Here is a 13,641-nt window from a genome sequence, read left to right as displayed (position 1 = left end):
GTCAGGCCTGCTCGATCACGTAGTCGGCGAGGGTGCCGACGGTGTCGAAGTGGTGCTGCTCCAGCGAGTCGGTGTCGAACTCGATCCCCAGTTCGTCCTCCAGCCGCATCAGCAGTTCCAACACGCTGGTGGAGTCCAGGCCGAGGTCGTCGAAGAGGCGGGGCGAGTCGTCGCCGGGCTCCAGGTCGCGCTTGAGGACCTGGCCGAGCGACTCGTTGATCCGGGTGACGACGGTGGCGCGGGTGAGGTCGGACATGGTGGTCAGTTCCCTTCGGTGCGGGTCCCGGCCTCGGCGGCCGGGGGGTCGTAGCGGTGCTGGCGGCCCAGCAGGTCGTCGGTGGTGTCGCGGTCGCGGACCAGATGGGCCCGGCCGCCGTCCACAAGGACCTCCGCCGGGTAGCCGTGGCTCAGGAAGAAGACCGGCGAGGCGGTGGGCCCGTAGGCACCGGAGCGGTCGACGCCGATGAGGTCGCCGACCCGGACGGGCGGCAGCAGGACGTTCTTGCCGATGGTGTCGTTGGGGGTGCAGAGCGGGCCGGTGACCACCCACGGCTGGTCGGCGGGCTCGTCGAGGCGGTTGAGGAGCCGCATCGGGAAGTTGCGCTTGACGAAGGAACCGATGCCGACGGCCGCCATGTGGTGGTTGGTTCCCCCGTCGGCGACGGCGAAGTTCTCGCCCATCGAGGTCTTCACGTAGCGGACCCGGACCACGTAGGTGCCGGCCGGGGCCGTCAGGTAGCGGCCCAGCTCCAGCAGCAGCCGGGTGCCCGGGTGGGCCCGGGTGAAGGTCTCGATCAGCGGGTTGAGGCCCTGGGTCAGCACCTCCGGGTCCAGGTCCCGCTCCTTCTCGAAGTAGCCGACGCCCAGCCCCCCGCCGATGTCGACGAGTTCGAGGGCGAAGCCCAGCCGGGCCGAGACCCGCTCCGCGAGGTCGAGGACGCGGGCCGAGTTCTCGACGATGACGTCCTCGTTGAGGATGCGGGTGCCCAGATAGGCGTGCACCCCCATCAGCCGTACGTGCGGGTGCCGTTCGGCCAGGTCCCCGGCGGCCAGCAACTGCTCCTCGTCGATGCCGAACTGACGGGGCTTGCCGCCCATGGTGAGACCGGAGCCCTTGACCGAGAAGCTCGGGTTGACCCGCAGGGCCACCGGGGCCACCACACCCCGCGCCGCGGCCAGTTCGTCGACGAGTTCCAGCTCGCCGAAGGACTCCACGACGACGGCAAGGACGCCCTCGGCGAGGCAGGCGTCGATCTCCTCGCGGCTCTTGCCGGGCCCGAGGAAGATGATGTCGTGCGCCGGGACGCCGGCCCGCAGCGCGGTCACCAGCTCGGCCATCGAGGAGACCTCGGCCCGCGCGCCCAGCGAGTGCAGCAGGGCGCAGACCGAGACGTTCGGGTTGGCCTTCAGCGAGAGGAACATCTCCAGCGCCGGGTGCAGCCGCGAGCGCAGCCCGTCGAACTGCGCGCGCAGCACCGCGCCGTCGTACAGGTACAGCGGAGTGCCGAACTCCTCGGCGAGCCGGCCTACGCCCAGCCCCTGGACCTGGAACTCACCCGTCATGACCGTCCTCTTCCCTGAGCGCGGCCAGCCGGGCCGTGATCGCTTCGTCGGTGCTGTCCAGGGACCGGGGGGAGTCCCCGATCAGCAGGCCGTGGAGCCTGCCCTCGTAGGAGGTGCCGTCCCCGCCGGCGGCCGCGTTGACGGTCGCGAAGTTGTTCACCAGCAGTCCGCCGCCGGAACCGGTGAACAGCAGGTCGCCCAGCAGTCCGCGCAGCCGTCCGAAGCCGAGCGGCGTCCGCAGCCGGACCGGGTAGTGCCGCGCCAGAGCGTGCCGCCCGGGGCCGATGAACGCCTCCTGCAGCCGCGACTGGTACGTCGACATGTTGTGGCGGGCGTTGATCTCGACCACCGGGTAGACGCCGCCCTTCGGGTCGGTCATCGCGTCGACGCCGACGACTCCGAAGTACCCGTCCGCGGCCAGCCGTTCGGCCAGTGCCTCGGCGGCGTGCCGCACCGCGTCGTGCTGGAGCGCGGTCAGCCGCGCCGGGAAGCGGTGCCCCTTGTGCACACCGCCCTCGGTGATCGCCTCCTTGACGAAGTCGAAGTGGACCGAGCCGTCCCGGCCCACGGTGAACTGGTAGTTGAGGTCGGCGGCCTTGTCGACCCACTCCTCCACCACCAGCACCACCCGGTCGTCGCCGGAGCGCTCCGCGCGCCGGGCGATCATCCGCTGGAGCGTGTCGAGCCTGCGCTCGTCGTCGAGGACGCTGATGCCCTTGCCGGACACGCCGAAGGCGTCCTTGACGACGGCCCGGCGGCCGGACCGCAGCAGGGCACGGGCCCGGTCGAGGGCGGCGTCGAGTTCGGAGAGGTTCCCGCAGGTCCAGCCGGGGGCCTGACGCAGCCCGGCCGCGTCGGCCGCCGCCCGGCTGTAGATCTTGCTGTTGACGGCCTTGCAGACCGCCGCGGGCGGGGCACCCAGGGGCAGTCCGGTCAGGGCGGACAGCTCCTCCTCCAGGACGGAGGTGCCGTGCGGGACTATCCGCGCGCCGGGCCCGAGCGCGCGCAGTGCCTCCTGGAGGGCGGGGTCCGCGAGGGCGTCCCGGGTGACGGTCTGCCGGGGGTCGCCGCCGGAGACGGTGTGCACCCGGGGCAGGTCCAGGCCCAGTTCCTCCAGGTAGCCCAGGTGTTCCGGGTCGGGCGCCGCCTTGAGGACGACATGGTCCCCCTTGCCGGCCAGCAGCAGCGTGAACTCGTCCATGCGGTGGACGACCGCGCCGCCCCCGGTGAAGGCGACCCGCGGCAGACCGGGCTCGCCGCGGGCCCATTCGTCCTCCACCTCGAAGTTGCCGAGGAGGACGAGCGGGGTGTCGGGCGAGCCGGTGAGCGCTGTCCGCAGCCGGCCCATGAAGTCCTGCATCGCGGTGACCACTCCTTTCTGTCGGGTCCGGTGGTCGGTGCCGCCGGGTCCGGTGGTCAGTGTTCGAGCACCATGGCGGAGAAGGTCGCGCCGAGGCCGACCGCCGCCATCAGATAGCGGTCGCCGGGGCGCAGCAGTCCCCGGTCGGCGGCGGTGCGGTAGTTGAGGAAGGGATCCGCGCAGAAGCAGTGCCCGGTGACGGGCACGTTGTCCAGCAGCACCTTGTCCAGCGGGACGCCGAGGTCCCGGCAGAGCCGCACCCAGGAGACCCGGTTGACGTTGTGCGGCAGGATCAGCGCCAGGTCGCCGAGGGCCGTCCCGGCCCGCTCGGCGGCTGCCAGCAGCACCTCGGCCAGGGCCGCGGGGTACGCCTGCTGGAACTGCGCCGCCACCTCGGGGGTCAGCGAGAGGGCGGCGTTGAACCGGCCGTGGGTGCGGGTCGCGTAGCCGAGCACCCGGTCGCGGTCCCCGCCGACACCGACCAGGACCGCGGCCGACGCCTCGCCGTTGACGGCGGTGCCGGGCACCGTCCGCGCGGCCGGGGTGAAGGTCTTCTCCCCGGTCAGCACGAGGGCCAGCGCCTCCGGGTCGCCGTCGGAGGCCAGCAGCTTGCCGCACAGGTCCACCGCGAGCAGACCGGAGGCGCAGGCGTGCTGGAAGACGCTGAACACCTGGGCGTGGCCCAGGCCGAGCGCGTCGCGCACCTCGTGCAGCGGATTGACCGGGTAGGGCGCGACGGCAGGCATGGTGCGGGCCTGGACGACATAGCGCACCAGATGCTCGCGCCCCCGCAGGGCCGCCATCCCCCGGGCGGTGGCGAGCATCAGGTCGGTCACCGTGCCCTCGGGCTCGCGCAGCACCCGGGAGAGCCCGAACACCCGGCGCATGACCCGGAGCTGGTCGTCGGACAGATCCAGTTCCTCCTGGAGGTCGGCCACCGGCACGCTCCGGGATGGGAGATGGGCCGACACGGCCCGCAGCGCGGTCACGGCGTTGCCCGGGGCGGGTCCGCGCGGTGCTCCGCGGCCACACCGGCCAGATGGGCCGACAGCTCCTCGACGCTCTGGTGGTCCCAGACGACCGTGGGGTCGATGGGGAAGCCGAGGTGGTCCTCCAGGTCGCCGCAGAGCACGAAGGCGTAGACGGAGCCCAGCCCGTAGTCGCTGAGCGGGATCCCGGGGTCGATCTCCTCCGGGGCGCGCTCCAGGTAGGAGGCGACCCGGTGGGCTATCCACTCCCGCAGTTCGGTGTGGAGGTCGGTGGCGGACAAGGCGTTCTCCAGGATCGTGGTCCGGTGGGGCGTACGGGGGAGCGGGCGGGTCAGCCGGGCAGGGGCCGCCCGGCGAGGTCGAAGCCGCGCCGGGCGTCGTCCCGGGCGAGCAGGGCACGGAACATCGGCTCCGCCCGCCCCGGAGGGAGCCGCCCGCCGCGGCCGGTCCGGCCGAGCAGCCGGGTGAGGGCGGCCTCGGCCCACAGCGGATCGGCCAGGAACGGGTCGCCGCCGTCGCGGTTGTCCCGCCAGGTCGTGAGGCAGCAGGCGGCGGCCAGCACCGCCGCGTAGCGGGCGGGCACCTCCAGGGCGTCGGCCGGGCCGCCGACCGCCAGGTCCCGGGGGGCCAGCGCCAGCGCGTCGGCCCGTACACGTTCCGCCTCCGCGGCGAACCGCCCCGCCAGACGCCCCAGTTCGCGGCATTCCGCGTCCCCGGCCAGTTCCCCGGCCATCCGCGCGGGCACGGCGGCCAGTTCGTCCGGGCCGGTGGCCGCGAGGGTGATCCGGCCGAAGTCCAGCGGCGGCAGCGGCGCCCCGATCCGCGACAGCAGCGCGGGCGTCGCCCCCGTCCCGGCCGCCCGGCGCGCCGCGCCCGGCAGCTGGGGCAGCACCGAGGCCAGGCAGGCGACCCGGGCGGCATGCCCGAAGCCGACCACCTGGAGGTCCCGCAACTGCTTCTGGAAGACGGCGAACTCGCCCTCGCGCAGGTAGAAGTGGGCGCCGAGCACCACCGAGAGCCGGTCCATGGCGTCCATCAGCCGCTTGGACACCAGGAACTTCACGGCGGACGAGTACAGGGCGGTCGCCCCGGGCAGCAGATGCACCGCGCGGGCCCCGGTGGTGGACACGGCGTCGCACACCAGCAGATCGGTGAACGCCTCGGCGAGGGTCTGGCGGACCAGCGGCAGATCGCTCGCCCGCCCACCGTAGAGCCGCCGGGAACGGACGAAGCGCAGGGTGGTCCGCAGCCCCGTGTCCAGGATGGGGGTGGCCATCGAGGGCAGCGCGGTCCGGGTGATCTGGAACGAGCGGAACGCGCTCTCCACCCCCTGCCCGAGCCGCCCCACCACGGCCTCCGGCCCGACCGGGCAGTCGTCGAACTCAATGCCGCCGAGCAGCACCCCGCGCATCCCCGCGCTGGGGAAGCGCGGACGGTACCGGAAGCGGTCGGTCGGCAGGTCCTTCTTCTCCACCAGCAGTTGCGAGTGGCTGCGGGAGCCGGGACGGTCCGAGGTCCGGGAGAAGATCACCATCGCCTCGGCCCGCTCCACATTGCTGACCACCTCCTTGCGGCCGTGCAGCCGCAGGGTGCCGTCCGCCCGGGGCCGGGCCGCGAACTCCGCCCCGGCCAGGTCGTTCCCGTGCTCCAGCTCGTGGTACAGGGTCGCCACCCGGCCGCCGCCCAGCAGGAGACCGGCCAGCCGCCGCCGCTGCTCCTCGCTGCCCGAGGACCAGACGTTGACCGCCGCGATGAACGAGGACGCCCCGTACCCCAGGCCGAGCGCAGGATCGCGCCGGAACACCGCGCGCATCACCTCGACCAGCCGGTCCAGCCGGTCGAGACGGCCGCCCAGCCCGACGGGGACGAACTCGGCGCCCAGACCGTAGGAGTCGAGCAGGCGCTCGGCGTCCGCCACCACCTCGTCCCGCTCGTCCGCCGCGACCGTCGCGGCGTGACCGACCGGGTTGGCCGGGTCCCAGGGGTCCCCGAAGCGCCGCTCCAGCTCCTCCGCCCCGGTGCGTGCGACCGCCGCCGTCCCGTTCACCGGGTCTCCTCTCCGGCCCGCGCCGACTCCGGCGGGCAGCCGGCGCCCATGGCCTCCAGCGTGTCGAACAGGGCGTCGAACTCGGCGTCGTCGCCCCCCGCCTCGCCGCTCCGCTCCGGGGACACCCCGGCGAGGAGCACCGCGAGCGCCGCCCTGGCCCAGAGCCCGTCCCGCCACAGCTCCGGCCTGGCCGGGGCGCCGCCGCCCGCCAGCCACAGGTGCAGCACGGCGGCCCCGGCGAAGCACTCCTCGTACTCCTCGGCCAGTTGGAAGGCCCGTGCGGACGCGACCGGCGAGGGCCGCAGCGCTGCCAGCTCAGCGTGCAGCGCGTCGCAGCGCGCGGCCAGCCGCCCGGCCAGGGCGAGCAGTCGGGGATCGGTCCCCGGCACCGCGCGCAGCGCGGCGATGGCGGACGGCACGCTCTGCACGAGGCTCGAACCGCCCCGGGAGACCAGCTCCAGCCGCCCGGGATCGGTCGGCGGCGCGGCCGAACCGGGGTCGACCGCCCGCGCCAGTCCGTCCGCGTCCACCCGGGCCTCCCGGTACCGGCGGGCCAGCACCGGGAACTGGTTGACCAGCGCGTTGCGGTTGACCGCCTGGTTCCCGTCGAAGATGCCCACCACCCGGTGGTCCCGGGCCAGCTTCTGGAAGGAGCCGTGTTCGTGCAGTCCGGTCAGGAAGGCCCGGCCGCCCAGGAGTTCACCGCAGTCCGCGATGAGCGCGTCCACCCGCTCCGGCACGAAGGACTTCACGACGCTGGAGGCGACGCTCTGCTCCCCGGGCAGGGCTCCGGCCGAGCGGTTCGCCACCAGGCTCACCGCCTCGCAGGCCAGCAGCGTGGCATGGGCCCGGCCGAGGGTGCGCCGCACGTGCGGGAAGCGGATCAGACGGCTGCCGTACAGCTCACGGCCCGCGGTGAAGGCGACCGCCTGGCGCAGCGCGTGGTCGGCGGCCCCCAGCGAGAGCGCGGTGCAGACCGTGCGGGTGAGCTGGAGCGTCCTCAGCACCGTCTCGGCACCGCGCCCGGCCTCGCCGACGAGGGCGTCGTCCGGTATCCGGGCCCCGTCGAAGGCGATGCCGCTGATGTCGGCACCCCGGATGCCGTGGGTGCGCTGCTTGGGCAGACAGCGGTACCGGCCCGGCTCCAGCCGCCGCTTGTCGACCAGGAAGAGGCTGTGGGCGCGCGGACCGCCCGCCGGGTCGGTCCGGGCCAGCACGCAGACCAGCTCGCCCCGGGTGGCGTTGTTGATCAGCCACTTCTCGCCGGTGAGCCGGTAGCCTCCCGAGGGATGGGGCTCGGCCGCCACCTCGGTGGCCATCAGATCGCTGCCGTGGGCCCGCTCGGTCAGCCCCCAGGAGACCGGAGCGCCGGCGATCAGCCGGGCGGCCAGGGCACGGGCCTGCTCCGGGCTCCCCGCCGTCCAGACGCAGGCCGCGCCGAGATAGCTCTTGGCGTGCCCGATCGCCACCGTGAGGTCGCGCCCGGCGACGACCCGGATCAGGGCGGCCAGTTCCTCCAGGCCGGTGAGCGCGCCGCCGAACTCCACGGGTACGTAGTGCCGGGACAGGCCGAGCCGGTCGAGCTCGGCGCAGATCGCCTCGGGGAACTCCTCGGCCCGGTCGAGCTCCGCGCAACGGGCGTACGAGAAGGGCGTATCGGGATCGGACGGGTCCCCGAGGGCCCGCTCCAGCACGGCGACGGTCAGCGCGCTCACCGGGCCTCCCCGGCTCCGGCGCGCGCGGCGCGGGCCCGCTCCAGTGCGGGGCTCACCCGCTGGTGCAGCACCCGCAGTTCGCCGTCGAGCAGCAGCTCCCTGGTCAGACCGCGCTGGATCTTGCCACTGGTGGTCCGCTGCACGTCCCCCGGCCGCACCAGGACGACGCTGGGCACCGCGACACCGAACCCGCCGCCCAGCTCCCGGGTGATCCGGGCGACCAGCTCCTCCGGGGTGGTGGTGCCGAGCTGCGCCGGGCGGGCCTCCTGCACCACCGTCAACTGGTCCTCGGCGGAGGGCACGGTGAACACGGCGGTGGCGGTGCGCTCCAGCGCCGGATGGGTGGCGCGGACGGCGGCCTCCAGATCGTGCGGGTAGAGGTTGCGGCCGTTGAGGATCAGGAGTTCCTTGATCCGTCCGGTGACGTACAGCTCGCCGTCGGCCAGCAGCCCCCGGTCCCCGGTGCGCAGCCAGCCGCCGCTGCCGTCGGCGGCGACGGCGCCGAAGGCCAGCGCGGTCTGCTCCGCGTTCTCCCAGTAGCCCCGGGCCACGCTCGGACCCCGCACCCAGAGTTCGCCGATGGTCCCCTCCGGCAGTACCCGGCCGTCGTCGGGGTCCACCGCCAAGACCTCCACACCGGGGCAGAGGCGGCCGCTGCTGACCAGCGAACGGACCGTGTCGGCCGCGGCGTCGGGCCCCACGGGGCGGAACTCGTCCCTGGCCAGGGCCTCGGCGTCCACGTCGGTGATCACCGGCGGCAGGTGGGAGCGCGACCCGGAGACGCACAGGGTGGCCTCCGCCATTCCGTAGCCGGGCGTCGGGGCGCCGGCGCCGAGACCGGCGGCGGCGAAGCGCTCCGCGAAGGCGGTCAGGGTCCGTGCCCGGACCGGCTCGGAGCCGTTCATCGCGTGGGTCCACCGGGACAGGTCGAGACCGGCTAGCTGGGCGTCGGTGATCCGCTGGGTGCACAGGTCGTAGGCGAAGTTCGGCGCCGGGGACACCTGGAGGTCGTAGGCGTCCATCAACCGCAGCCACAGGTGCGGGCGCTTGAGGAAGGTCGCCGGGGACATCAGCACGATGGTGCTGCCCAGCGTCAACGGCGTGATCAGGAGCCCGATCAGCCCGAAGTCGTGGTACATCGGCAGCCAGCCGCCCCAGCGCGTCTCCTGCCGGACGTCGACCGTGCCGCAGAACGCCTCGGCGTTGGCGAGGACGTTGCCGTGGTCGACGACCACGCCCTTCGGATCGCTGGTCGACCCGGACGTGTACTGGAGGAAGGCGACCGTGCGCGCCCCGATCCGCGGTTCGCGCCACTCCCCGGCGGGCGGCGGGGAGCCGCCGTCCACGGTCAGTACGGGAAGGTCCGCCAGACCGCACTCCCGGGCCCAGTCGGTGACCGCCCCGGCCGTCGCGGAGTCGGTGAGCACGGCGCTCACCCGGGCGTCACGGGCGATTCCGGCCAGCCGGTCGCGCTGACGCCGGTAGCCGTCGGGCATCGGCGCGGGCACGGCGATCACCCCGGCGTAGAGGCAGCCGGTGAAACCCCGGGGGAAGCCGAGGCCCGGTGGATGGAGCAGCAGCACCCGGTCGCCCTCGGCCACCCCCGCGCGCTGGAGCAGGGCGGCGGTGCGGCGGGCGGTCTCGTCCAGCTCCCCGTAGGTCGTCTCCTCGTACGCGGCGGGGTCGGCCGGATCGGTGCTGAACCCGACCGCAGGCCGGTCGCCGTGCGCGGCGGCCCGCTCGCGCAGCAGGGCCACCAGGCTCTCGTGCTGGGGCATTTAGGCAGACCTCCTGCAATATTATTTCTCGTGTTCCGTTATTCGTTCTCGGTCCGGAAAACGGCTCGGCGGAGCAGCGCGAAGGAATGGCTGGAACTTTTCGCGGCGGCCGGGCGAGGCAGAGCATACACGCCCAGAAATTAGTTCGAAATTGAAGGTTCCGGTGTCCGGTGCGGAAACGGAAAACGCCGCCCTGTCGTCCGGGCCCGGCCGGTCCGGAGGGGTGCTCGGGCCCCGGCGAGGGGTCGGGGGGAGGGCGGGGCGTGCGGGTCCGCGGTGCTTCGGCCGTCCGTGACGGAAGGTGTCCGGCCGGTCGCCAGGCCGGCGGGTTCGCCGCGGGGTGCGGCGCTCCGATCGCTGTCACGCATCGTTGACCTGCGGTGACGTCCAGCGCCCGCCGTCGGGCGGTAGGGATTGCGGCGCGAGGGGAGCTGTGTGGGCGGTGGATCGCCGTCCGGTGCGGGCGCTCCTGGGCCGGGTGGCCGAGGAGTGGTGCCGTCCGGGTCAGCCGTCCGCGTGTCCGCCTAATTGCCTGTACACGGTCAAGTCAGAAATCCCGTCGGTGGGCAGGCGGAGCCGGAAAAAGCCAATCTCCGCCGCCGAGCATAAGGTCATGCGCGGGGCTTGAAAAGTCGCGCGCTGAATACTCTGCGGTAGGCCGGTGATCGGCATCCGCATTCCGGATGCCCGTGACGGTGTGTGCGTCGCGGAGAACGGGAGGTGAGCGGGGCGGGGGATGCTCGGTGGTATTAACGAAAGGGGGGAATTATCGCCGGTCGGCTTATTTATTGAGCAAAGGTACAGACCAATCGGGCTGGGGGGAAAGGGGACGGAAGGGGACGACCTGGAGGGGTCGGGGCGTGTGGTCCCCCACGGGGGCGCGGCGGACGGCGCAGCCCTGCCCGGAGCCGGGGTGAGTGAACGCCCTCGGGTGCCGCCCAGGGAGGGCCTCGGTGATCAGTTCGTGCGGGGGGTGATCGCGCGGGTGGACCGTGTGCCGGGGTCGTCGGGACCGGGACCGACCGTGATCCCTGCGGTCGCGCCGGGCTCGATCTCGGCCGGTTCGGCCGGAAGTCGGGGCCGACGGTCGGCCGGATGAGGTCCGTCGGCGGTGCGGAAAGTAATCGAGACGGTTCACCGGTTGTCCGGGTGCCGTCGACCTCCACGGCCTCGACCCCCGCGTCCCGGAAGGCGCTCGGGAGAGGGGGAGGGCTCGGTAGGAGGGGAACGGGGGTGGGGCGGTCGGCGCGGTCGCCGAGTCGCGGCAGTGCCGGGCCGTCGTGGCCGGAGGTCGCGCACCTCGGTGTGGAGGTCGATGGACCCTGCCGGGGCGCGGGCGGCGGGGGTGTGCGCCGATCGAGCGGCCGAAACCGCCCCCTGGGGAGGGGACGGCACCGGCCGGTCGGTGCAGCGGTACCGCCGGCCGGTGCCGTGCCCCTGGTCCGTCGGGAGCGTGGAGTGCGGCGGGCGCGGGAGCACGCCGGACGGAAGGGGCGTGACGGGCAGGGGGAGTGCGACGGAGGGTGGCCTCCCGGGGGTCCGATGGCGGCGCGGCTCCGAGGAGGGGTGGGGGCTTCCCCTCTCCCCGTGCCCGGAGGGTGAGGAGTCTCCCCGTACCCGGGGGTGAGGAGGTCCTCCCGTACCCGGAGGGTGAACACGAGCGGGTGCGGATCAATTCACCGGATCGGTCCGAGGGGTTCGGCCGACGGACTCCGAGCGGTTTGTCGTAGGGCCTCGGTGGCCTTCGGTGCCGCGTCATTCGCGCTTTCCGTCCGACTACCCCTCGCTGTCCGATTGTTTTCGGCCAGCACTTTTGAGACATTGTCGCGATGCCGTGCGTGTGGCCGTCCGGGACATTGTGTGTATCCACGGGGAGGATGGGTGGAGTGGGAGAGGTGGGCTGTTCTCTCTCGAATGTCCCTGTTCGATTGTGATCGTTCGGACCGGATGGTCTCACTCCGCTTTCCGGGAGATCTGCCGGAGCATACGCCGTACCGCGTGGCGGTGAAATCCGGCGTTGATGACCAGAAATCGATAGGCCGCACCGGGCAGTCCGGGAAAAAAGCCGTAAGAGCGTGCCCCGAGGGATGTCCCGCCCGTCTGTCCGGACAGGACGAAGCTGAGTTCATATGCGGAGAAGCGGTGCCGACCGGTCAGTGTCAGCCGGGTGCCCGGGAGGCTTTCCGTGATGGCGAAACCGGGGAATGTGGACCCCTGGTCGGGCGGTGTGCCGGTGGTGTGCAGTGGATTGGTTCCCACGATTCGGGCGAATCCGGGACTGACTCCGAGACGGGTCTCGGTGACCCATTCAGTGAGGTATGTCCAAGTTTGCTGGACCGGTGCCGCAACCAGGGTCCGGTGCTCATCGATGAGCGGAAGGCCGGAATCCGGAATCTGGAAATCCATTGGTCGTGCCTCTCCGTGGCGTGAAGGGGGTGACGAAAAGTCCGATTGGGTGGGCGTATGCGGGCATCATCCTCTCCTGTGCGGTGGGCGTGTTCCTTGGGGTGCCGTGCCCGCTTTGGGTGAACTGCGCTCCCTTTCGCGGGCGTGACTGACGGGCAATGCCCTGACCAGCGAAGAAAGGGCCGATCCATTCCCTCCGGTCAAGCTACTAGCGGGTATGCATGACGCCTTCAAGGCAATGACACGTGATGTGCGTCACACGGTTGGTGGTCTGGCTAATTCGACTGCTAGCGTCTGCAACCGCATGAGCTCGGGCGGCGCCTTAGGCAGTTGATCTCCCGGCTTTTCGCTTGTGACAACGGGGGCTGTCATGGATAACCGGGGGAAGCCGTGGCCGAGGTATGTCTTCAGCAGATCGCGATCATCGGAATCGCGGCTCGAATGCCGCGTTCCGAGGGCCGCGAGGGGCTCTGGGGTGTACTCAGCGAGGGAATAGACGCGATTCGGCCACGCGATGTCGGCCGCCCGTTCGGCCCCGACCGAGGCGGATTCGTCGATGACGTGGACGCCTTCGATCCCGAGTTCTTCGGGATGACGCCGCGCGAGGCCGCCCAGGCCGATCCGCAGCAGCGGCTCGCCCTGGAGCTGGCCTGGGAGGGGCTGGAGGACGCCGGTATCGTCCCGGCTCCCGGCCCCGGTGCCCCGCGGGCCGGGGTGTTCCTCGGTGTGATGGCGTCCGACTACGCGGACCTCGTGGCCATGGCGGGGACCGAGGGCGTCACCCGCCACACCCTGACGGGCGTGGGCCGCTCCATCGTCGCCAACCGGATCTCCTACAGCCTGGGCCTGTCCGGGCCGAGCCTGACCGTGGACTCGGGCCAGTCCTCCTCCCTGGTCGCCGTGCACCTCGCGTGCGAGAGCCTGCGCCGCGGCGAGAGCGAGATCGCCCTCGCGGGCGGGGTCCACCTCAACGTGTCCCCGCTCAGCAGCAAGGTCGTCGACTCGGCGGGGGCGCTTTCCCCGGACGGCACGAGCTACGTGTTCGACGAGCGGGCCAACGGGTACGTCCGCGGCGAGGGCGGCGGCCTGGTCGTCCTCAAGCCGCTGGCCCGCGCCGTCGAGGACGGCGACCACGTCTACGCCGTCATCGGGGGCAGCGCCGTCGGCACCGGCTCCGGCGAGGGCGGGCTGACCGTGCCGAGCGCCGACACCCAGGCCCGCACCATCAGCGAGGCCCTGGCGAACGCGGGGACCGACCCGTCCCGGGTGCAGTACGTCGAACTGCACGGCACCGGGACCCGGGTGGGCGACCCCATCGAGGCACAGGCCCTGGGCGCCGTCTTCGGAGCCTCTCGGGGCACCGCCGGGCCGCTCGCGGTCGGCTCGGTCAAGACCAACATCGGTCACCTGGAGGGCGCCGCCGGCATCGCCGGTCTGATCAAGGCCGCGCTCTGCGTGGACCGCCGCGAACTCGTCCCCAGTCTCCATTTCTCCCGGCCCAACCCCCTCATACCGCTGGGGGAACTGGGCCTGCGCGTCGTCACGGAGAACGAGCCGTGGCCCGCCACGGGCGGAGGACCGGTCACCGCGGGCGTCACCTCCCTCGGCATCGGAGGCAGTTGCTGCCACGTGGTCCTCACCGCCGCCCCGGCCGCCGAGCCGGTGGGGGAGGCCGTTGCGGGGGGTCCCCCTGCGGTGGTGCCTGTGGTGGTGTCGGGCAGGAGTGCGGCTGCTGTGGTGGGTCAGGCGGAGCGGTTGAGGTCGCTTCTGCTGTCGCGGCCGG

General features: G+C 72.7%; 10 protein-coding genes. 1 reads left to right on the top strand and 9 read right to left on the bottom strand.

The window, feature by feature from the left end; translation table 11 throughout:
* Position 1: 1 nt before the first annotated feature.
* The 9 genes from GTY84_RS20015 to GTY84_RS19975 all read right to left on the bottom strand — a co-directional run bounded on the left by GTY84_RS20015 (position 2) and on the right by GTY84_RS19975 (position 11,858).
* The gene (locus GTY84_RS20015) at positions 2-265 is read right to left on the bottom strand and encodes an acyl carrier protein (RefSeq protein ID WP_161227764.1); all 264 of its coding nucleotides are present in this window, start codon (positions 263-265) and stop codon (positions 2-4) included.
* Positions 262-1,563, bottom strand: coding sequence for a type III PLP-dependent enzyme (locus GTY84_RS20010; protein WP_161227676.1), 1,302 nt, complete (start codon positions 1,561-1,563; stop codon positions 262-264). Before GTY84_RS20010 ends, GTY84_RS20015 begins: the two co-directional genes overlap by 4 nt.
* Positions 1,553-2,923, bottom strand: coding sequence for an ATP-grasp domain-containing protein (locus tag GTY84_RS20005; protein WP_161227675.1), 1,371 nt, complete (start codon positions 2,921-2,923; stop codon positions 1,553-1,555). Before GTY84_RS20005 ends, GTY84_RS20010 begins: the two co-directional genes overlap by 11 nt.
* A 56-nt stretch (positions 2,924-2,979) precedes the next feature.
* Entirely contained in the window at positions 2,980-3,912 is a 933-nt protein-coding gene (locus GTY84_RS20000) for a 3-oxoacyl-[acyl-carrier-protein] synthase III C-terminal domain-containing protein (protein ID WP_161227674.1), read from the bottom strand.
* Positions 3,909-4,193 (bottom strand): acyl carrier protein, encoded by a 285-nt coding sequence (locus GTY84_RS19995; RefSeq protein WP_161227673.1) that lies wholly within the window; start codon positions 4,191-4,193, stop codon positions 3,909-3,911. The genes GTY84_RS20000 and GTY84_RS19995 overlap by 4 nt, the downstream gene beginning before the upstream one ends.
* A gap of 50 nt (positions 4,194-4,243) precedes the next feature.
* On the bottom strand, positions 4,244-5,959 hold the full coding sequence (locus tag GTY84_RS19990) for an acyl-CoA dehydrogenase family protein (protein ID WP_161227672.1): 1,716 nt from the start codon (positions 5,957-5,959) through the stop codon (positions 4,244-4,246).
* Positions 5,956-7,674: an acyl-CoA dehydrogenase family protein gene (locus tag GTY84_RS19985; protein WP_161227671.1), complete on the bottom strand. Its 1,719-nt coding sequence runs from the start codon at positions 7,672-7,674 to the stop codon at positions 5,956-5,958. The genes GTY84_RS19990 and GTY84_RS19985 overlap by 4 nt, the downstream gene beginning before the upstream one ends.
* On the bottom strand, positions 7,671-9,452 hold the full coding sequence (locus GTY84_RS19980) for a fatty acyl-AMP ligase (RefSeq protein WP_161227670.1): 1,782 nt from the start codon (positions 9,450-9,452) through the stop codon (positions 7,671-7,673). Before GTY84_RS19980 ends, GTY84_RS19985 begins: the two co-directional genes overlap by 4 nt.
* A 1,953-nt stretch (positions 9,453-11,405) precedes the next feature.
* Positions 11,406-11,858: a hypothetical protein gene (locus GTY84_RS19975; RefSeq protein WP_202551447.1), complete on the bottom strand. Its 453-nt coding sequence runs from the start codon at positions 11,856-11,858 to the stop codon at positions 11,406-11,408.
* Positions 11,859-12,299: 441 nt separating this feature from the next.
* Between GTY84_RS19975 and GTY84_RS19970 the strand changes: the two genes are divergently transcribed.
* Positions 12,300-13,641 (top strand): polyketide synthase (locus GTY84_RS19970; protein ID WP_237532437.1); only part of this gene is annotated, 1,342 nt, incomplete at its 3' end.

Origin of the sequence: Streptomyces sp. SID8352 (assembly GCF_009862265.1) — a bacterium.
Lineage (GTDB): Bacteria > Actinomycetota > Actinomycetes > Streptomycetales > Streptomycetaceae > Streptomyces.
This window is presented reverse-complemented; position numbering and strand designations above follow the sequence as displayed.